Annotated in this window: 20 protein-coding genes; 11 read left to right on the forward strand and 9 right to left on the reverse strand. The window is 40.6% G+C overall.

The genetic code is table 11. The features are described 5' to 3' along the window. Both ACFE93_RS21890 and ACFE93_RS21895 read left to right on the forward strand, forming a co-directional pair. Positions 1-2,126, forward strand: a 2,126-nt coding sequence (locus ACFE93_RS21890) for a COR domain-containing protein (protein ID WP_375476174.1), incomplete at its 5' end; no start/stop codon positions are given. 463 nt (positions 2,127-2,589) lie between these two features. Further along, positions 2,590-3,567, forward strand: a complete 978-nt coding sequence (locus tag ACFE93_RS21895) for a Rieske 2Fe-2S domain-containing protein (RefSeq protein WP_375476176.1) — start codon at positions 2,590-2,592, stop codon at positions 3,565-3,567. A 193-nt stretch (positions 3,568-3,760) separates the two neighbouring features. Here the strand turns inward: ACFE93_RS21895 and ACFE93_RS21900 are convergent, their stop codons facing one another. After that, the gene (locus ACFE93_RS21900; protein WP_375476178.1) at positions 3,761-4,516 is read right to left on the reverse strand and encodes a TspO/MBR family protein; all 756 of its coding nucleotides are present in this window, start codon (positions 4,514-4,516) and stop codon (positions 3,761-3,763) included. A gap of 155 nt (positions 4,517-4,671) precedes the next feature. Here ACFE93_RS21900 and ACFE93_RS21905 point away from each other — a divergent pair, with 155 nt between their 5' ends. The 4 genes from ACFE93_RS21905 to pip all read left to right on the forward strand — a co-directional run bounded on the left by ACFE93_RS21905 (position 4,672) and on the right by pip (position 9,458). Beyond that, on the forward strand, positions 4,672-5,289 hold the full coding sequence (locus ACFE93_RS21905; protein ID WP_375476180.1) for a hypothetical protein: 618 nt from the start codon (positions 4,672-4,674) through the stop codon (positions 5,287-5,289). 826 nt (positions 5,290-6,115) lie between these two features. After that, positions 6,116-7,207, forward strand: a complete 1,092-nt coding sequence (locus tag ACFE93_RS21910) for a DUF4350 domain-containing protein (protein ID WP_375476182.1) — start codon at positions 6,116-6,118, stop codon at positions 7,205-7,207. Between the two features lie 43 nt (positions 7,208-7,250). Continuing rightward, a complete protein-coding gene (locus tag ACFE93_RS21915; protein WP_375476184.1) occupies positions 7,251-8,201 on the forward strand; it encodes an AAA family ATPase in 951 nt (316 codons plus the stop codon). 318 nt (positions 8,202-8,519) lie between these two features. Then, positions 8,520-9,458, forward strand: coding sequence for a prolyl aminopeptidase (gene pip, locus ACFE93_RS21920; protein ID WP_375476186.1), 939 nt, complete (start codon positions 8,520-8,522; stop codon positions 9,456-9,458). A gap of 193 nt (positions 9,459-9,651) precedes the next feature. Here pip and ACFE93_RS21925 read toward each other — a convergent pair whose 3' ends face one another. Next, positions 9,652-10,158: a pentapeptide repeat-containing protein gene (locus tag ACFE93_RS21925; protein WP_375476188.1), complete on the reverse strand. Its 507-nt coding sequence runs from the start codon at positions 10,156-10,158 to the stop codon at positions 9,652-9,654. 429 nt (positions 10,159-10,587) lie between these two features. Here ACFE93_RS21925 and ACFE93_RS21930 point away from each other — a divergent pair, with 429 nt between their 5' ends. The 3 genes from ACFE93_RS21930 to ACFE93_RS21940 all read left to right on the forward strand — a co-directional run bounded on the left by ACFE93_RS21930 (position 10,588) and on the right by ACFE93_RS21940 (position 13,069). Beyond that, positions 10,588-11,403, forward strand: a complete 816-nt coding sequence (locus ACFE93_RS21930) for a class I SAM-dependent methyltransferase (RefSeq protein WP_375476190.1) — start codon at positions 10,588-10,590, stop codon at positions 11,401-11,403. 131 nt (positions 11,404-11,534) lie between these two features. Next, the gene (locus ACFE93_RS21935; RefSeq protein ID WP_375476192.1) at positions 11,535-12,179 is read left to right on the forward strand and encodes a DUF4232 domain-containing protein; all 645 of its coding nucleotides are present in this window, start codon (positions 11,535-11,537) and stop codon (positions 12,177-12,179) included. Between the two features lie 98 nt (positions 12,180-12,277). Next, positions 12,278-13,069 carry a GH25 family lysozyme gene (locus ACFE93_RS21940; protein WP_375476194.1) on the forward strand — a complete coding sequence of 264 codons (792 nt, stop codon included), beginning with the start codon at positions 12,278-12,280 and terminating at the stop codon, positions 13,067-13,069. A 99-nt stretch (positions 13,070-13,168) separates the two neighbouring features. Here the strand turns inward: ACFE93_RS21940 and ACFE93_RS21945 are convergent, their stop codons facing one another. From ACFE93_RS21945 to ACFE93_RS21965, 5 genes are all read right to left on the reverse strand, one after another. Then, positions 13,169-13,606 carry an NUDIX hydrolase gene (locus ACFE93_RS21945; protein WP_375476196.1) on the reverse strand — a complete coding sequence of 146 codons (438 nt, stop codon included), beginning with the start codon at positions 13,604-13,606 and terminating at the stop codon, positions 13,169-13,171. A 295-nt stretch (positions 13,607-13,901) separates the two neighbouring features. Continuing rightward, entirely contained in the window at positions 13,902-15,998 is a 2,097-nt protein-coding gene (locus ACFE93_RS21950) for a family 10 glycosylhydrolase (RefSeq protein WP_375476198.1), read from the reverse strand. Positions 15,999-16,173: 175 nt separating this feature from the next. Further along, positions 16,174-16,731, reverse strand: coding sequence for an HdeD family acid-resistance protein (locus ACFE93_RS21955; RefSeq protein ID WP_375476200.1), 558 nt, complete (start codon positions 16,729-16,731; stop codon positions 16,174-16,176). Positions 16,732-16,915: 184 nt separating this feature from the next. Beyond that, complete coding sequence (locus ACFE93_RS21960) at positions 16,916-17,467, reverse strand: alpha/beta hydrolase (protein ID WP_375476202.1); 552 nt, start codon at positions 17,465-17,467, stop codon at positions 16,916-16,918. A gap of 60 nt (positions 17,468-17,527) precedes the next feature. Then, the gene (locus tag ACFE93_RS21965) at positions 17,528-17,743 is read right to left on the reverse strand and encodes a bromodomain-containing protein (RefSeq protein WP_375476204.1); all 216 of its coding nucleotides are present in this window, start codon (positions 17,741-17,743) and stop codon (positions 17,528-17,530) included. Between the two features lie 337 nt (positions 17,744-18,080). Between ACFE93_RS21965 and ACFE93_RS21970 the strand changes: the two genes are divergently transcribed. Both ACFE93_RS21970 and ACFE93_RS21975 read left to right on the forward strand, forming a co-directional pair. Beyond that, positions 18,081-18,320 (forward strand): DUF2281 domain-containing protein, encoded by a 240-nt coding sequence (locus tag ACFE93_RS21970; protein ID WP_375476206.1) that lies wholly within the window; start codon positions 18,081-18,083, stop codon positions 18,318-18,320. Further along, positions 18,305-18,601, forward strand: a complete 297-nt coding sequence (locus ACFE93_RS21975) for a type II toxin-antitoxin system PemK/MazF family toxin (protein WP_375476208.1) — start codon at positions 18,305-18,307, stop codon at positions 18,599-18,601. The genes ACFE93_RS21970 and ACFE93_RS21975 overlap by 16 nt, the downstream gene beginning before the upstream one ends. Positions 18,602-18,812: 211 nt before the next feature. Here ACFE93_RS21975 and ACFE93_RS21980 read toward each other — a convergent pair whose 3' ends face one another. After that, on the reverse strand, positions 18,813-20,558 hold the full coding sequence (locus ACFE93_RS21980) for a hypothetical protein (RefSeq protein ID WP_375476210.1): 1,746 nt from the start codon (positions 20,556-20,558) through the stop codon (positions 18,813-18,815). Positions 20,559-20,591: 33 nt separating this feature from the next. After that, positions 20,592-21,101 carry a caspase domain-containing protein gene (locus ACFE93_RS21985; protein WP_375476212.1) on the reverse strand — a complete coding sequence of 170 codons (510 nt, stop codon included), beginning with the start codon at positions 21,099-21,101 and terminating at the stop codon, positions 20,592-20,594. Between the last annotated feature and the right edge of the window lie 25 nt (positions 21,102-21,126).

A 21,126-nucleotide genomic window follows, 5' to 3' on the forward strand; every position in this document is an offset into this window, starting at 1 on the left:
ACCTCAGTTACAACCAAATAACCCAGATTCCAGAGGCGATCGAAAGTTTGCCGGAATTGGAAACACTAGATTTACGGGGAAATCCGCTTCCTATTTCACCAGAGATTTTAGGATCTTTTGATCGTGTTGGTTCAGTTAAAAAGATTTTCAATTACTTGCAATTACTCCGTAGCGGTGAAGTGCGTCCACTCAACGAAGCCAAACTCTTGCTCATCGGACAAGGCAGCGTCGGTAAAACATCCCTTATCGAGCGACTAATTCGCAATAAATATGACAAAAATCAATCCCAAACCGACGGACTCAATGTAGAAACTTGGAACGTGCAGGTCAATAGCAAAGACATCCGCCTGAATGTTTGGGACTTTGGCGGACAGGAAATTTATCATGCCACCCATCAGTTTTTTCTGACTAAGCGCAGCCTCTATCTCCTCGTTTGTAATTGTCGCATCAGCGAAGAAGAAAACCGCATCGAATATTGGCTGAAACTAATCGAAAGCTTCGGCGGACAGTCCCCCGTGATTATCGTTGGCAACAAAAAAGACGAACAACCCCTCGACATCAACCGCAAGGCATTACGCGAAAAATATCCTAACATCCAAGCGATTATCGAAACCTCCTGCCAAAACAATATCGGCATTGATGAACTTCGTACCGCAATTTTGCAGCAAATCGCCAACCTCAAAGAAGTCTACGACCTTTTACCCCTGACATGGTTTGAAGTTAAACAACAACTCGAATCCATGACTGAAGACTTCATCAGCTACAACCGCTACATCGGCATCTGCCACCAAAAAGAGATTCCCGAAGAACAAAACCAAGAGCAACTAATCGACTTGCTGCATCGACTCGGCTTAGTTCTCAACTTCCGCGATCATCCCATCCTCAAAGATACCAACGTCCTCAAACCCAACTGGGTGACAGAAGGCATTTACGCGCTCCTGAGCGATGAAAACCTCAAAACTAAAACCAAAGGCATTTTCACCCCCGCCGATCTCACCCGCATCCTCAATCCAAAGCGCTACCCCACCGAGCGTCACAGTTATCTGATCGGGCTGATGAAAGAATTTGAGCTTTGCTTTGCACTAGAATCTACGCCACCACAATTCTTGATTCCGGGACTTTTGCCTAAAGACCAACCAGACGAAACAGTACTTCACGGCGAAACCCTGGAATTTCAATACCATTACAAAGTTCTCCCCGAAAGCATCATCTCCCGCTTCATCGTTATCAGCCACGAAAAAATTCATAACCAAATCTATTGGCGCAGTGGCGTAATGCTGCAATATCAAGAAAACAACGAAATCTACAACATCGCTCGCATCAAAGCCGATCCCGAAGACAAAAAAATCTTCATCACCATTAGCGGACGTAAAGAAACCCGCCGCTTGTTTCTTGGCATTCTCCGCGATGTCTTCCAAAAAATCCACAAAAGTCTTCCCAATCTCGAAATCACCGAATGGGTTCCTGTCCCCAACTATCCCAATCATTCGCCCCTTGACTACCAAGAACTTCTCGGACTCGAAGCGATGGGTAAAAGCACAGTCTCTATCGGCAAACTAAAATTAGACCTCGATTTGCGTCAACTACTTGATGGGTATGAAGATATAAGAACTCGACAAAGACAACAAATAGACAAAGGAATTATTGAACCAGCCCCCATTAAGGAACCAATTATGTCAGAAAGCATCAGAAACCAAATATTTGTTAGCTACAGTCATCAAGATGCAGAATGGTTAACAGAACTGCAAAAACAACTAAAACCCTATATTCGTGCAGAAAGTTTCATCGTTTGGGATGACACCAAAATCAAACCTGGCGCAAAATGGAAAGCCGATATTGAAAAAGCATTAGCCACGGCTAAGGTTGCTATCCTGCTAGTCAGCCCTGACTTTATAGGCTCTGATTTCATCCACAAACATGAGCTCCCCCCTTTACTCAACGCAGCCGAAGAAGAGGGATTAACCATTATCTGGATTCCAATTAGTGCAAGCTCATACAGAAAAACCGACATCGAAAAATACCAAGCTGCTCACCCTCCAAATAAACCCCTCGACACTCTAAATAAGCCAGAACGTAACCAAGCTTGGGTGAAAATTTGCGAAGAAGTCGAAAAGGCAATGAAATAGAACCTATGTCAACATTAACCAAATTCAACTTAAATGTTATGGAAATAGGGAGCAAATTAGGCATTGAACTAAAGCTTCCCTCTGGTAAATAGACTTTGCTAACTTCAGAGGCGATCGCAACCTCTTCCAAATTAACAATGATGGCATAATACCAACTTGCACCTGTTGCTGCCAATATTAACAGCAATAAACCTAAAGTAATACACAATTTATTTCTTAAGTAGAATAAAAATTTCTTTGTAAATCTGCGATCATATCTTGCGATCGCCTAAGTTTTTCCGAGCTAATCCTCGGTTGGCATATCTTTTAGGACTTATGCATTAACCTGAATTTCCCACCACTTTCAGTTTTTGCATAGGTGGAGATCGGACATTTGTCTGTTAACAAATCCTAAAAGTGCTTTGATAGTTTTTCCCCAGGATGATTAAGATATAGGTATTTGACCTGACGGGTGTTGATACTCATGGTGCAAGACCAGATTTTGCTGAATGATTGGCATGTAATAGCGCGATCGCAAGACCTCCAACCTGGAACAGTCCTGCACAAGCGCTTATTAGGCTCAGATATAGTGCTTTGGCATAATGGCGACAAAGTTTTAGCTTGGCAAGACGTTTGCCCTCATCGCGGTGCTCGTCTTTCTCTAGGATATGTTAATAAAGAAACTCTTGTTTGTCCTTACCACGGTTTAGCCTTTAATAGCGAGGGAAAATGTGTACTAGTTCCGGCTAATCCCGACCAATCGCCCCCCGCCCAAGCTTGTGTTAAAACTTACCAAGTTCAAGAGCGTTACGATCTGCTTTGGGTTTGTTTAGGGACACCAAAACAAGACATAGCTCCGTTTTCTGAGTGGTACGATCCGGTCTATCAAAAGATTTTCTGTGGCCCTTACTACTATCACTCTAGCCCTTTGCGGGTGCTAGAAAATTTCATCGATCCGGCACACTTCCCAATTATGCATTCGGGATTATTTGCCCACGCCAGTCATCCTGAGTTGACGCACTATGAATTAGAGTCTCTTCCAGATGGGATTAGTTTCAAATGTGGTTTGTGGGAACTAGATTTTAATTCCGGTAATCCTCTTTCTGCACCGCTGATTTTCAACACTTACGATTACCGCATTTTCCGTCCGCTAGTGGCATACTTTAAACTTGGGCCTGGAGATCGTCGTTTAAATATCTTCTATACAATTACACCAGTCGATGAAGATGAGTGCGTGGCGCAATATTGGTTAATGGTAAACAGTGTCCGCGAACTAAAAGTGGAAGTGTATCTAGATATTCAAAATCAAATTGCTAGTCAAGATATCGCCATTGTCGAGTCCCAGCAACCCCGACGCTTACCTTTAGATTTGCAAGCAGAAGTACATTTACCGAGCGATCGCTATTCTATAGCATACCGGAAGTGGCTCAAACAACAGGGTGTTACTTTCGGCACTATTTAGAACTTGGCGATGGTTGTCATTATGATTAAGAAAAAAGATTTAGATAAAATTGGTTTAGAAGCTAACTCCCTTAAAGAGTTTAAAAAACGGTAGATTGTTAACTGCTCTACCGTTTTTTATGTATGTTAAATGCGGTAATCAAAACTCAAGTGATATTTTTCCTAGCTTTCTTGTCTTGGTGACTTTTTGGTATTTATTTATCCACAGGTATTAGTTTTAAAGGATACAATGGCTCAGATCCATTTAATTGCCAAATTCTAAATACCAATACAGCAGCGACAGTTAACCACACACAAGAAAATGATAAAGTTATTCCTGCTATAGGATTAGTTTGCCAATAAATTGTCGTTACCACTACAGCAGATAACCAAGGGCCTAAAATAACTACAGGTACAGCAGCACCTAATCTCCGTTCTACAGTAAAAATCGTATTCCAAGTATCCCCTAAAGCCAAATGTACCACAAACAAAATTAAAGGTAATACTAAAAACTGGTGATTCATTTGCTGCCAAACCAATACAGAAGAAATTACCCGCAAAACAGCAATTATCATCCAAACTATCGGAAATACTAAAGGTGGAGGAGACCATCTTGGTCTGATTACCTGGTCATAGGTCTGACGAGAACGGGTATTATCTAAAAGAGAAAAAATTCGCGAACGGATACTTAATAGAGCAAAAAATAATCCAGTCACTAAAGTGCTAAACCAATTGGAAAAGGAAGAATTATTATCAATGAACAATACTAATTTTTCCATTCCTAGTAACACGAGAATCATCACTAATATTTGTAGGGTAGTTCCTAGTGTATAAACTAAAGCTGCTCTGACATCTAGTTCTTGTGTAGTAGCTATTGATGTATTTAGATACTGTTGTTTATTCCCAGGTTTTACCCCCATCACTGTATTAACGAACTGTTCAACTATTCCACTATTATTGGATTGATTCATAATTAAGAGATTGCGCGTAGTTGGTAATTAGTAGTAATAAGTAATTATATGATATTCTAATAACTAAAAATAATTTTTGTAGCTATTTTCACCTTAGAGTTTATAAGTTCCGAATCTAATGTATAGTCTTTCATGAATGATATTGAGGAAAAAACGTGGAATTTCAAAAGTTATTGTATATTTTTACTCTAGTAAATATTGCTACGTTTGCTCTGAGTGTACCTGTATTTGCTCAAATCGCACAGACTCCCTTTAATTCTTCACAGTCGAATTGTCGTGCAACTAAAATAAATACTCCTATTTTCAAAGAACCTTCAACATCATCCCACGCTATCAGAATCTTGTCGGCAAAAACAAGGATTACTTTAGCATATATACCAGTTAGCGGAGATAGATTTGTCAGAATTAAATCTCCAACTTCAGGATTTATTCAAACTGCCGTGCTGAAATTTTGTCAGACGAATAACAACGCTCAAAACATCTGGAATAAACCTACTATTGGCAGTGTATGTCGGAAAATTGTCCGACAGGAAATTATACGTCGCCAACCAAATACAAGAGAACCTTTTATTACAACACTTTATCCAAACACAACTGTGTTTGTAAACTTGGTTACAGGTAATATCGTTAAGTCATACAAATCTGAAAATTACATTTGGGTAGAAATCGACCTTTCCAGAAGTTTCCCTGGAGAATTATCTGGTAATGGTTGGATGGTCAACACTGACTTAGTAAATACTCCTGGATTAAGCAGTCTGGCTTATTGTGGTTAGTAACTTATTTCTAAATATATTACTCAGGTATAAAGCGTGTTTTACTCATGAATGCTGATGTATATTCGCATTAATATAATAGTCACTGGTTGAAGAAGCTGACAAAAGCACAATATCAACGAGAAAATGTGCTTAATACTTACTCACGTTTAAACACAAAAATAATGGAATGGTTTTTTGCAAGCGTTCGCTGTAACACAGACAATTGCAGATGATACCTCGCAATATATTCAGATTGCAGTGCGATTAGCCGTAGATATTGATTGGTGATACTCAGTTCGTGAAGCTCTAAAACTCTCAAGCAACGTTCTGTTTGACAATCCCACTGCTACCCAAAATTTAGAAGCATTTATCAAACAGGCGATCGCGTTGAAAAACTAAAGCAAGTATATTTTGACTTTACCTGAGTAACATTCAAAGGCAATGAAAGTCTAAAATAAAACGTCCAAATCGCCTTGCTTGGATGGGAGCATATTAGGGTCTTTTATGAAGATAATCGATAATTCTTCTGCCGTCCCAAGTGCGATCGCAGAATTCCCTAGCTTTGCTTTTTTTTTAATTAAACAGCCTCGGCAAATATATCTAACTTGATACTTTGTTTAATAAAGCCCATTTGGTTAAATCGACATAAGCACTCCACATCAACCAATATCGACATAAGCTGTTGGAACGGCTGAAAGAGAAATCTTGATGGTTATCTCAGCTAAACTTGGCCTAGCCTCGTAAATTGGTGAAGGTATTGATAAAGTTAATTATATTTTTGACTTTACCTGAAAAATAAGTAAGTATTAACACTAGTGATATTCAAAGGCAATGAAAGTCGAAAATGAAACGTCCAAATCGCCTTGCTTGGATGGGAGCGATCGCACTCGCTGCGCTCGTTTTACTTAGTTTGTTCGCAGCTCCCAATAATACTAAAATTAACGCTGGCTCTACTTATAACCGCAACTCTGATGGCTATGGTGCTTGGTACGCTTTTATGCAACAACAGGGAATTTCTATTAAGCGCTGGCAAAAGCCTTTTAATGATATTCAGCCAAACAGTCCAGTTACCTTGCTACAGGTAGGGGGCTATCCCAGAGAGGCGACACTGGATAGTCAAGAGCGAGAATGGGTAGAAAAAGGCAATACTTTGGTAATTTTGGGTGCGAAGGCGCGGGTTACAGAAGCGGAGTTTAGCACTATGCAAAAATCTCCTGAAGGTAATATTAAAATTGATACACGTAGACGATTTAAAAAAGCTAACTCCCAGCAAGTTAATTTAGGCGATCGCTTTGGTGCTGTTGTCTGGAAAGAAAATTACAAAAAAGGAAAGGTGATTTTTTCTACCACTCCTTATTTAGCCGCCAACGCCTACCAAGATAATTTAAGTAATTTCAAGTATTTAGCTAGTTTGGTTAGTGAAAAAAGTAATACAGTTTTTGTCGATGAATACATCCACGGTTATAAAGATGCCGATATTAGAAAGAAAGAAAGCGAAGGAGATTTATCTAGCTTTTTTGCTAAAACTCCTTTACCTCCAATATTGATCCAGGTAGGTATCCTGCTATTAGTGCTAGTTTGGGCGCAGAACCGCCGCTTTGGTAAGCCAGTAGCTTTAGATACACCAGTTGTAGATAATAGCGAGGCATACATCCAAGCTTTAGCTGGGGTGTTGCAGAAAGCTGATACCACCGACTTTGTTGTTGAAATGGTGGGAAAACAAGAACAACTACAACTTCAAAAAGCTTTGGGATTAGGGCAAGTACTTTTAGAACGTCAAGCCTTGATCGATTTATGGATAGAAAAAACAGGCACAAGTGCAGCAGAACTAGATACAGTTTTAAAGCTACAATCTCGCAAACAACCTATCAGTGAACGAGACCTGTTAAGCTGGTTGGGAAAATGGCGAACTATTAGACTAATTCGTAATTCGTAATTCGTAATTTATTTTTTGGGTTGGTTATTTATCAATAAAAAATATGAGTGAAACACATCCTATCTTAATTCGGCTTGGTCAAGGTCTTAATCAAGTAATTGTCGGACAATCTAGTTTAATACAGCAACTTTTAGTAGCACTAATAGCGGGTGGGCACGTAATTTTAGAAGGAGTTCCGGGAACTGGAAAAACCCTATTAGTGAAAGTGTTGGCGCAGTTAATTCAAGGGGAGTTTCGCCGGATTCAATTAACACCTGATGTTTTACCTTCAGATATTACTGGGACAAATATTTTTGACTTGAATAGCCGCAATTTCACTTTGAAAAAAGGGCCAATATTTACCGAAGTACTGTTAGCAGACGAAATCAACCGTACTCCGCCCAAAACACAAGCAGCGCTGCTAGAAGCGATGGAAGAGATGCAGGTAACGCTGGATGGCGAAAGTTTGCCTTTACCAGATTTATTTTGGGTAATTGCGACGCAAAATCCCCTGGAATTTGAGGGTACTTATCCTTTACCAGAGGCGCAGTTAGACAGATTTTTATTTAAACTGGTGGTAGATTACCCCGATCGAGCTGCTGAAAAGCAAATGTTACTCAATCGTCAGGCGGGTTTTGCAGCACGACGTTTAGATATTAGTCGTTTGAAACCAATCGCAACAGTAGCCGACATTTTGCAAGCACGACAAGCAGTCAAAGAAGTTAAAGTATCAGAAGCGATCGTTGATTATTTGTTGGCGTTGGTGACAATATCGCGTCAATATCCTGATTTGACTTTGGGTGCATCACCCCGCGCGACTGGTGCTTGGTTGCAGACATCTCAAGCCCTAGCGTGGTTAGCAGGAAGGGATTTTGTAACGCCAGATGATGTAAAAGCAGTTGCATCACCGTTGCTACGTCATCGTCTTATATTGAAACCAGAAGCGATGCTAGATGGTTTACAAATGGATGCGGTAATTGCGTCGGTAATTAATCAAGTACCAGTTCCGAGGTGAAAAAATTAAACCTCTTGCGTGAATGTAAAATTTGCCTACCCTGCGGGATCTTGCTACATCCCCCAACCCCTTCTCCTAACTGGAGGAATGCAATCTTGGGAATGGATGCTTTTCGATAGGATGTTATGTCTGCGTGGCAGGTCTTGCAGTTTCTATTCATCCTACTTTTGCTCAGTTAACTCCCGATAATAGCCTGGGAAAAGAGCGATCGCAATATCAAAGCTAGTGTATTACTCAATGACCTGACGTGAAGAGACTGAAGTTGTTTTACCAAAATATAGCGATCGCGATGACAACATTACTGATAAAATATGCAAAATGCGAGAACTTTACCCAGCGATCGAGCCTTACTTAGAAGGTAGTTTAAAGGTTTCCGACCTTCATACTATCCATTATGAAGAGTCAGGAAATCCCCAAGGTCAACCCATCGTTTTGCTGCATGGGGGCCCTGGTGGTGGATGTCCAGCTTTTTATCGGCAATATTTCCACCCAGAAAAATGGCGGTTAGTCATGTTTGACCAGCGCGGTTGTGGTCAAAGTACTCCCCATGCCGAATTACGAGAAAACACCACTTGGGATTTAGTCAGTGATATCGAAAAACTGCGCCAACATTTAGGTATAGAAAAGTGGGCGGTTTTCGGTGGTAGTTGGGGTAGCACTTTATCATTAGCCTACAGTCAAACCCATCCCTCTCAATGCACAGGGCTAATTCTGCGTGGGATCTTCATGCTGAGACAAAAGGAGTTGCGCTGGTTCTATCAAGAGGGTGCTAGCTATATTTTTCCTGATGCTTGGGAAGAATATCTCAAACCGATTCCTATAGATGAACGTGACGATCTAATCGCAGCATATTACAAACGTTTGACCAATCCAGATTTAGAAATTCAATTAACAGCAGCGCGTGCTTGGTCAATTTGGGAAGCTAGTACCAGTAGACTTTTCTTAGACCCAGAACTTATGCAAAAGTTTGGCGAGAGTGAATTTGCTTCCGCTTTCGCTCGGATTGAATGCCATTACTTTATGAATAAGGGATTTTTGGAAACAGAAGATCAATTACTCTTAAATGTAGATCGCATCCGCCATATTCCGGCTGTAATTGTTCAGGGACGCTATGATGTAGTCTGCCCGATGATATCAGCTTGGGAATTACATCGTGCTTGGCCAGAAGCCAATTTTATAGTGGTTCCTGATGCCGGACATTCGATGAGTGAATCAGGAATTTGCAGTGCTTTGATTGAGGCAACAGATAATATTTAATTCGCTTGAATATTTAATTTTAGATTACCAAAGAGATTCAAGAAATTTTGGAACGCCAGATTGACAGGGGAGCAACCCAGATAACTGGCAATATTCCAACAGCAAACCTCTTCAGTGATAGTTATGAGTATAAACAAAGTCTCGCTGATAACCACCATTTAGTAATTTAGTAAATGATAGTTTTCTCTCCACCTCACTCAATCCAATTAGGGCCTTTGAAGAAACTTCCATCTTCTCTAAAGGTTTGATACACCAAAACACCTTCTCCGAGAGGAGGGAAATTTTTGGCTCCTCTAAAATCAGTTTTTATGAATTTGGCAGTACCACCAATCGCCGCCCTGTAGAGATTAGCCCCATCAAATATAGCAGCAGTAAAGATGGCATCATTCAAACTGGCATTGGAGAAGTCAGTCCCTATGCAATCAGCACCACTTAAGTCAACTCCTCGCAGATTCGCATAACTGAGATTGGCATTAGTGAGGTTAACACAAAGCATTTTGGCTCCACTCAAGTTGGCATGGCTCAGGTTGGAGCCACTCAAATCAACACCTATCAAATCGGCTCCGCTCAAGTCAATTTCCCGCAAATCTTCTCCATCCAGCCCGGACGAACTGATTCTAATCCCAGCAAAATCTCTCTCGCCAGCCGCATATCTCTTAAGCAACTTTCTACGCTCGATAAACTTTCTTTCATCTTTCATAATTTACCTCTTGCATCTTCCAATACATATAATGGCAGGTATACTGATAACATTATCAACAGATAGTATATGAACAGCAACGCTAACTCTTGTAAATTTGGAAACTTACAATGTATATGATGCATCAGTGTAACTAGTTCACTACAAAAAAAGAAAATATGCGAATTATAATTGTGAAAAGCAGTATAACGCTTTGATTGAAGCAACAGATAATATTGAATTCGGTTGAATATTTAGCTTCGGGGACGGGGATGTAAAATCAAATCCACGACAAGGCAATCTTTAGCAGGATGCGAGGGGATTTTGCAGTACCTACTTTGTTTGATGGTAATCTTACAAACAGTATCGCGACAATCGATATTGAATTGGTCTTTGATCCACGAGACTAAATAAAATGAAGTTGCACTCAAAAGCTGAAAAAACTAGCTTATGCAAGACTCTAAACAAGAAATAAATGCCAGAGCTTCTATAGATTTAGAACAGCGAAGAAATTGGTATTCTCCCGTAGCTGATGTTTATTACAACGCCAGACCAAAATATCCAAAGGAACTGATCGAGCGGTCTGTCGTTTTAGCCCAACTTGACTCAGATGCATCGATTCTTGAGGTCGGTTGTGGTCCAGGAAATGCGACGGTAGCTTTTGCTCAATTTGGTTTTTCAATGACGTGTATTGAGCCAAACCAGGATTTTTGTCGTTTAGCACAACGCAACTGTGCAACCTATCCAAACGTTGCAATCCACAACACCTCATTTGAGGAATGGGAACTGGAAGCAAAACAGTTCAATGCCGTTCTATCTGCTAATGCCTTTCACTGGATACCGTCAGAAATTCGGTATGCCAAGGCAGCAACGACATTACGTGACAACGGGTTTCTCATCCTACTATGGAATCTCAGACCTGAACTGAAATATGAAGTTTACCAAGCGATCGAGGAAGTGTATCAAGTTTATGCTCCCTCACTTGTCCGGTATGAAGGTGCAGAAACTCAAGCGGAAATTTTGAGAGGGTTTGAACAAGACATTCTAGACTCTGGTTATTTTAAGGAGTTGGTAACTGAGCAAATCGCGTGTAAGGTGACGTACAGCATCGATGACTTCCTTAAGTTATTAAATACCATGAGCAGACTGGAGCCAAAGGCGAAGGAGTTGCTATTTGCAAGATTGCGGGAAAAGCTGAGGAACTTTGGAGACAGTGTACACCTCTCGTTTCTTTCTGCCGTTCACGTTGCCCAAAAAGATGGATAAGCTGTTGAATTTGTTATGTAATGACGCAGCAGAACAAGTCATTGGAGCAGACGTGCATAACCCTTGTGAAATTGGAAACTTATACTGTATATGAAGCATCAGTGTAAGTAGTTCACTACAAAAAAAGAGATATGCGAATTCTATTTATGGAAAGCAGTCTGTTATTGCTCCTGACTGCGGTGACAACTGGCTGTGCAGGTTCTCCCTCTGTTACCAAACAGACACAAGCCTTACCAACAATCACTGAACAGCCGACGAAAGAAGCTGTGTTGACCTCAACACCCACACCGACTGAAAAAACTACAGAAAATTCTACCCCTGAAGCCACTACTGCCACAAATCCGAGGCGCTGTGAAACTAGTCAATTGTCAGTGCGCCGAGTCTCTGAAGATGCTGGCGTTGGGAATGTTGCAATTACCTATAACTTCACCAATAACGGCTCATCCCCTTGCAACCTCTACGGTTATCCAGGATTGGGACTACTGGATGCAAAAGATCAACCTTTGCAGGGAATTAAAGTTATTCGCTCCCAAGACACTTACTTTTCAAGTCAGCAACTTCGACAACAAGTAACTCTAGCTCCTGGAAAACAAGCCTCATTTCAGATAGCATACAACCACATTAGTTCCCCGGAGAAAAACTGCCCAATGTCTAGTAAAATTCAAATCACACCTCCTAATGCTTATGATCGCTTTACCCTTACAGAACAAATCAAGCCTTGTACAGGCAAAGTTAGAGTGACTCCAGTACAAGCCGTTAACACTCAACCCGAGTAAATTTCTGTATATTTACTTAAAGACCCAGAAAAAGCATAAATTTAATCAAAGCCTCTGATAAGTTCAGGATTGTACTAATCAAAAAGGTTAAAAATTCTATGGAAGGAATTGATGTTGCCGATCAAGATGGCAGAGTAGATTGGACGGCAGTAAAAAACTCTGGTAAAACTTTTGCGTTTGTCAAAGCCACAGAAGGAGCTAGCATCAAAGATTCTGCTTTTGCTCATCACTGGCAAACCATGAAAGCTGTTGGTATTATTCGGGGTGCTTATCATTTTTTTCACCCTCATACATCTGACCCGGTTCAGCAAGCAAAGGAATTCTTAAAAACTTTGGGCAAATTAGAACCGGGAGACTTACCACCAGTCATAGATGTAGAGGTAACAGACAAAGTAAATAGTCAAGCTGTAATTAATGCAGCCAAACAGTGGTTGGCAGAGGTAGAAAAAGCTCTTCTACAACAAACAAAAAAACCAATCAAACCAATTCTTTATACCTTCCCTAGTTTCTGGGCAGAACTTGGTAATCCATCTGATTTTGCTAATTATCCGCTATGGATTGCCCACTACGAAACTAGGAACCCAACGATTCCTGGTGCTTGGCAGGGACAATATTTAATCCATCAATATGAAGGTGATATATCTGGTGTAACTGGTGTTAGTGGTCGAGCCGATTTGAATAGATTTAATGGATTGCAGCTTGGAGATTCTGGGCTGAGAGTAAAACAATTACAACAGCAATTAAAAGATATTGGATTATATACTGATGGCATTGATGGGCGTTTTTCTGAGTCAGTTAAGAATGCAATTGTTAGTTTCCAAACATCTAAGAAATTGCAGGCTGATGGAATTGTCGGTATAAAAACTTGGGTAGCTTTACTATGGATTTAAGTAAGAAGGTGTGAATAAACAAAGGTTTGTAGTCAACGGCTCCAAACCTTTAATTAATTTTATATTGTATAATATAGTTTTATTTTTCCTGGTAATTACTTAATGTCGTAATGCACAAAACTGAGATTTGACCTGGAAAAAACCTTTAAGGATTCGTTTGAGTGAATTAAACTTAACCCGCCTGATAGCTTTATTCACTTCTACCCATTGCCGTTTTCTTTTAGTTGCTTCTGGATAATCTTCACTCAGCATATCAACTGATAATAAATACATCTTGACACAGTAAATTTTGCCTTGTTTGCGGTACTTGTAAGTTCCCACTTCATTTGCATCTACTTGCCCAATTATCCCTGCTTCTTCCCACGCCTCTTTGGCGGCTGAATCAGGCGGACTCATGCCATTAGGAATATCCCCTTTCGGAATTACCCAGTGTTGAAAGTCACGGGTTGTAATTAGCAAGATTTCAACTTTACCATTGTTTACTCTGTAAGGAATCACCCCAGACTGTATAAACACTTTACTGGCTTTTCGACTCATGTAATTTACATCCTGTACGACCTAGCTTTTTTGTACAATGTTTACTTCAAAAAGTCTAGAGCTGATAACGGATAAATTTTGGTTAATCTTAAGTTATGAAAAGGTTAAAAACTGCTTTTTGCTTATAAGAGTTAATTATTCAAAAAATTTTCAGCATAAGTGTTTAAGCGGGTGATGATGGTTTTAATGCCGCAGTTACACTATTATTGTCAGACTGGTTTTATCTTGAAGAGTCAGACCCCTATTTGTCAGTTGTATCTATAAGAGTTATCGGGAATCTGGGCAGCACTTTTGTTCAACTAACTGTAATAACTGTTCCCACACTCTCGTTGGCTAATCTATCCACTGCACAAACGGCATAGCTTCCCGCTTGTTGGACAGTAGCGAAAGTTGTGCCAGCAGACAAAATTCGTTGAATTTTCCAAGTATCGCCACTCAGCTGATAAAGTGTCCAGGAACGAACTGGCTGATTATCTCCAGGCTGCCAACTCAGTTTGCGGTTATTGACTTGTAGTCCAATGGGTGCAGATGGTGGTGTTGTATCCTGCCAAGGCAAAGTTGGCGGTAGCGCAGGTTTGTTATAAAACAGACTTTGAAATTTATCAGCAATGCCCTCACTATTTTCTGTCAAAACACTGAGATTAAAAAAGATATTCCCCAGTGATAACTGTCCAGCTTGGCTACGACTAATTTTCACCTGTTTTTCAATCTCATCACTCTCTCGACTCTTGTTGCTTGGTTCTGTCAGATTGTTACCAGCGTAAACGTGTCTTTGCTTTGTGTTCACCTGTGTCCACCACTTTAGCAACGCTGGATAACTTTGTTGCGGTTGGTCTGTGCGCCAGTAAAGTTGAGGAGCGATATAATCAATCCAGCCTTCTTCTAACCATTTCTTTGAGTCAGCATACAGCACGTTGTAAGCATCCAAGCCAGTAATACCCGCCGGTTGTCCGGGGCGATAAATCCCAAAAGGACTGATACCAAATTTAACGTCGGGTTTGGTTGTTTTAATTCCCTGCCAAAGGCGCTGTACCATTTTGTTAACATTGTCCCGTCGCCAGTCGCCAAGGCTGAGTGTACCACCAGTTGCTTTATATGCAGCGTAGGTTTTCTCATCAGGGAAAGGTTGTCCCTCAATGGGATATGGATAAAAATAATCATCTAAGTGAATGCCATCAACATCATAGCGCTTCACTACATCGAGAATTACGTTATACGCCCTATCCTGAACTATTTTTAGTCCTGGGTCCATCCAGCGTTGTGTTTTCCACAAATAAACGCTTTCTGGATTGGTCGCTGCTATGTGGGGACGGACTGTTTTAGCTGGGTCGGTGGAAGTGCTAGCGCGGTAAGGGTTAAACCAAGCATGGAGTTCAAGATTATGCTTATGACATTCTGCGATCGCAAACGCTAAAGGATCGTAAAATGGTTCTGGTGCTTTCCCTTGAGTTCCTGTAATCCAAGCACTCCAAGGCTCTAATCTCGATTCATACAAAGCGTCTCCCTCTGGTCGCACCTGGAAAATCAGAGCATTGAAGTTTAGCGCTTGTAATTTAGTAATAATCTCGGTAAGTTCTGCTTTTTGTTGAGCAACAGAAAGTCCCGGTTTGGAAGGCCAATCACCATTCCACACAGATACTACCCATGCCCCCCGGAATTCCCGGCTATGATTTACCCTAACGCTGCCGATAGGTGCGGGTGTTGGTGTTGGTATTGGAATTGGGGTCGGTGTTGGCGTTGGAGTTGGTATTGGAATTGGTGTCGGTGTCGGCGTTAATATTGGTGGCTGTACTAGGTAACTAGAGGCAATTTTTTCTGCCTGACCTAAATACACCAAAGCTTGATAAATAATCACTGCCACATCTGCACGAGTGGCTGCGAGATTAGGATTGAGTAATTTGATATTTGGGAAACTAACCACCAAGCCAGCACTGGTGGCAATAGCTACGTGATTTCTACCATACTCAGGAATCTGAACAGAATCCTGATAAATTTGTGAGAGTTTTGAAAGAAGGTCAGGTTTTACCTTGGTGGCAATTTCTAAGCCTCCTACCAAGGAAACTAAGACTTCGACTCTAGTAATTCGGTTAGCAGAACGGAAAGTTTTGTCAGGAAATCCGCTAATAAATGCTTTTTCGTAAGCTGTTTTAATGGCGGCTGCTGCCCAATAATTCGTAGGTACATCGACAAAGGGAATATACTGCCGCTTCTTGGAAACTGTCCCAAATGTATTGGCGATGATGGCGGCAAATTCAGCACGGGTAAGTGAATTATCGGGGCGATAAGTGCCATTAGGCAATCCATTGACAATACCGCGTTGGGCTAAAGCTGTAATAAATGAGCGTGCCCAATGGTTTTGAATATCCGAGAATGGAGTAGCAATAGATACCATTGTTAATTGCAGCTAGCTGGCCTTGATTTTGATTTCCTTAGTTAATTTAGCAATTTTGTTGGCATAGGCATAGCCAGCCGTAGGCATCGCTGCTGCAATATCTTGTAAACTTTTTTGGGTACTGGGAATTAAGATTAGGCATTTAGAAAACCTTTTCCTATTCCCTATTCCCCACTTAAGGTAGTTGCCCAGTTAAAGTAGAATGCCCACTCAACGCCAGCATCACACGTGAAGTCCCGGTGAAAATAATGCTGACACCAACTAATGTCCCCAGAAGCCAAGGCGCATTGAAGGGCCACTGGAACCAAATCATTGCACCTAACACGAGGGTAATAATGCCATTAGCTAATATCCACGTCCAGTTTTCTTGCGGACGTAACTTGAATGCCAAAATCAACTCGAATGTGCCTTCAGTTAACAAAAATGTGCCAAGTAACAGAGTCAGTGTAAGAACACCCGTATAAGGGTAAACAAACAGCATAATGCCGGTTGCAATATAAAGTCCACTCAAGAGAAGTTTCCAAATAAAACCTCCTCTCTCGCGGGTTTGAGTGGCATAAACTAGTTTTGTAAATCCGGCGAAAATCAAAATTGCAGCAATCCAAGTTTCAGCGAATATGGTAGTGAAATTAGGCGCTGCGATCGCAATAATCCCCAAAACACTCAGGATAACACCACTTATTAGTGACCCATTCACCTTCTTGTTAGTATCTCTAGAAACATCGCTTGTCATAAAAATCCTTTTCCTATTCTTAGACTAAACTCTACATTTAGGTTAGGGAATTTATAAGTAATAGGGTATGAACCCTAAGATAGACTCATCAGTATTAATTTGATCGCGATCGTGACTAAAATTTACGACTATTGAGATACTAAATCAATCATCTGATAACAACTGCATTGTCTCTAAGTAACCCTTATAAGAGTTCTGCAAGATTGCTTAGGCGTTCATAAACAGAGATGAGACGATCTCCTTCAAGTTCAACAGAAGTATTTGGATAATTCTGAATCGCTCCAAGTAGTGTAACTTCACCATTTTGTTTGATAGATGCACTTAAAGCACTTCGCAGTGCCTGCTGGTCTAGTTGTCCTGCGGGAGGGTGAACTACCTCACCAATTTGGTTAACTAAAATGGGCCCTGCCCAACTAGACAGTAAGCTATTTAAAAAGGCAGCATCAGCTTTTATTGGAGCTTTCAGTGCCTTACGAGCTACTGCGGGGTCTTGTTGCGCCGCCTGTAAATAAGCTCTTAATGTTGGGGTAGTTTTGCCAGTTTCTGTAAACTGACTTAATTCTTCAACAGATATTTGCCCCTGAAAAGTACCATACTTTAAAACGACTTGCTCGGCAGCATTAGCATTAGTAGTTGATAATAGAACAATAGCACCTACACCTACAGCTACTGTCTGAGTGAGTAACTTAGTAAATTTTTTATTGTTTAATCGACTAAAAAGTTGATAAATCTGCATTTTGTTAAACTTGATAATGGTATGGAGTAGACATAGGCAAAAAATGCCTATGGTTTAATATTAAACCTTGTCATTAGGCGAAGCTGCATGAGGTAATATAGATTGATCTTCGTCTAAAGTTGCTGCGGGTACGCCCAAATGCTTCCTTGTAGTTTCTTCAGCAAGCTTTCGGTCTTGTTCGTTCTCGAACTGACTCTCATCTAACAAATGAGGATTTTTTGCTGCTTCATCTCGGCTTGGTCGATAACCATTTTTCCACCTGTACTTCCAGTCCATAATTTGAAAGGCAGATATACTGCAATTTAATTTCCTAGTTATTTATAGTAGACGCTGAATGGAGAGTGATACTCCTGCTATGGGTTGAAGAGGCTCATTCAGAGGGTATAAATTTAACATCATCTTAAAGTAGGAATACTTTATCACCCTAATTTTAAGGCAATCAGGAGTTGCGATCGCAAATTTAATAACTATTGCTATCATCTGCGATCGCTGTTCCAATGTCTTAATAAACTTTCACTATTAAAGCTTTGCTGCTTCTGCCTTGTGCCGGATAAGTGTATTAGCTTTAAGAAGCAGAATTTCTTTGATTTTATATTTTTATTCAAAAACCGATATGATAAATATTATTTTAGATATTGCCAAAGCACAAAAAATAACTATGCTTAAAGAACAGATTACACAAGAGCTAGAAAAATTACCTGAACCTCTGTTACAAGAAATTTTAGATTTTGTTCAGTTCTTACAAGCCAAGTACCAAAAAGAAAAAACCTTAGAAATTACCATTATGAGTGAATCATCACTGCAAAAAGATTGGTTAAGACCAGAGGAAGATACAGCATGGCAGGATTTGTAAAAGGAGATGTTGTTATTGTTCCATTTCCATTTTCAGACTTAACTGATACAAAACGCAGACCTGCTTTAGTTATTGCTACTCTTCAGGGAGATGATCTGATTCTTTGCCAAATTACTAGCCAAGCTGTTGGCGATATCTATGCCATTCAACTAGATAATAGTGATTTTAGCTACGGTCGATTAAATCAGCCAAGTAATATTAGACCAAATCGAATTTTTACTGCCGATAAACAAATTGTTTTATACCAAGCAGGTCAAATACAGCAGATTGCAAGTAAGTGAGGTACAAAATCCAGGACTGATTTATCAGATATAAAGAGTTTCTACCTCTTCCCTCCAGCAATATCTGCCTTCTGCCTCCTGCCTCAAAACCCGTAACTTTGTACTTCATGCAAATGAAAACTGCTGTAAAACTTGAAAAATTAACAGAGGTTATTAATAAAATTATTCAAATTATACAGTACTCAAACCCATAGTTGTATCCAGTATTTGATTAAGTTGGACTGGTGTCAGATGGTTCGGTAACTGGCGGTTGCGTGACAGTTCTACATGGATTTGCTGCGTCTGATTGTAAAACAACGCCAAAACGGTTGACTTGAGAGGAGTTTAGCAAAACTGTTGCTGGCAAAGGTTTTGAATTTGGTGGAACGGAGGTAGTTACAGCTGGGTTATTCGGATTAGCTGGAGTTTGTGTACTTTTATTATTGGCACAGACTCGCATAGACACCAAAAAACTGCCAGAAGCAGGATTTGGATTTGATTTTTTCTGAATAACTTCTAAAAACGTCCCACGGGGGAGTGATTGGTTGTTTCCCAAGGATATGTCATTATTGGTTTTAATTACCCAGCCAGGAGAAAGATTAGCTAGCGATCGCAGTGTAGGTGTTGTTTCGATGGCAGGATTTTGAGTTTGTAACGGATTGGAAAAAATTGGAGAAGCCCCTGATGGCGATCGCAGTTGCTTGACGAACAATCCTAAAAAACCTGCTGCGACCACAAATATAAATGGAACTATCCAATATAAGGGTAATTTAGGAGTTTTGACTGGCTTAGTTTCTGGAATTACCTGAGTTACTCGCCTTGATAAAAACTGAGTTGGGAATTCATCTGCTTTTACCACTTCCAAAAACGTATCGGCATCTATATTAATTGAATATGATTGGGCTACTGGTGGTTCATAAATATTTGATTGCTGAATTTGAGGTTTATTTGTGTTTCTTTGTCGAACAACTTTTTCTTCAATTCGTGCTACTTCTTCATCCCTAATTTCCAAAACGTGCTGATATCGCCTTAACTCTTCACGAATCTCTTCTGTGAATGGGTACTGATGCTCAATTGCTTGAGTTATTACTTGTTCATACTGCTGCAATTTTTGTTGATATGCCTCTCTCTCTGCTGTAAATCGGGCTGTAATTGGGTGAATATCTTCAGCTTTTAGACCTAAGAGTTGCTGCTGTTGCCACAGTTGGTTATGGTTTGCTTCGCTCAAAGGATATTCCTGCTGCACTGCTCTTATAAATGCCTGCTCAAACTGCTGTAACTTTTGTCGATATGCCTCCACCTCTGCTGTAAGGCTATTTTCAATAGCAGCTAAATCCTCATTTTTAAGTTGCCATTTCTGCTGCATCTGTTGCAATTGATGGCGAGTAAGTTGACTTAGGGGATACTCTTGTCGCATTGCTTTAGCTAACGACTGCCTGTACTCTTGTAGATGCTGCTTATAGACTTGAATTCCTGCGTTGACCCGCGCTTCAATTGGCATTGTATCCTCATTCCTCAGCCCCAAAATTTGCTGAAGATTCAGGCGTAATAGATTGATATCATCTTCAGTGAGAGCTACTTGCTGCTGGAGTGCCTCTGTGAAATCTCTTTCATATCGCTGTAACTTTTCTCGAAATTCTTGACGAGCAACTGCTAACATTTCATCTTCAATTGCAGTTGCTTCTATTTCTGATAGCCCCAAACGATTCCTGAGTGCATCTAAAATCTTACGACCCACAAAAGTAACATCTCCACGATTACTGTATCGCGCCACTTCTTTGCGATACTTCTGTTTAGGATCGCCTTGGGGAACTTTTGTAAGTCGAATCTTAAAGCCTTCTCTACTTGTGTAGATTTCTGGCTTCATCGTCGGCTGTATTTCTCTAACTTTCCGGCTGGCATAATCATGCAACTCGTCAATCGAGACAACGCCATCCTCATCTAGGTCTGCCGCCCCAGTTGTGATTCCTTCAATCAAATAACGGGTATAAATTGAGAGGTCTGACCCCTGCTACTCAAAGGAATATTGAGTTGAACTGGATGAAGTCAGAACAGCTCGCCCCTCTCCTCCTAATTGCTCACGGATATTTACAATACCGTCGTCCTTGGCTGATAAACCCTCAGCAAAAGCACCACTAAAGCAACTGTCGAGAATCACCACTTGCCGTTTAGAACGGCTGCGGCTCATGCTTTCATGTACAACACTGGCTGCTACTGCCGATGAGCGAATTAAATCTCCTCTTGGAGTTTTGCGTGTGGTGCGGGTTGCTAAGAACAGTCTGCCAGTGTCATCCTTAATGCCATGACCAGAGAAAAAGAGAACTAACAGATCATCTTTTTGACGATGGGCAAATAGATTTTCGATAGCTTCTTCCATATCTTGGCGCAGGGGATTTTTTAGCACCATAATATCTGTCTCAGTAAAGCCGCCCATTTCTGGGTGTAACAGCACTTGCTGCATCGCTTCAACATCTTTTACAGCAGCTGGTAGCGGGTTCAACCCCGGCTCATACTCACTCACCCCAATTAAGCAATGCTAATTTCAC

The sequence above is a fragment of the uncultured Nostoc sp. genome, assembly GCF_964247315.1.
GTDB lineage: Bacteria > Cyanobacteriota > Cyanobacteriia > Cyanobacteriales > Nostocaceae > Nostoc.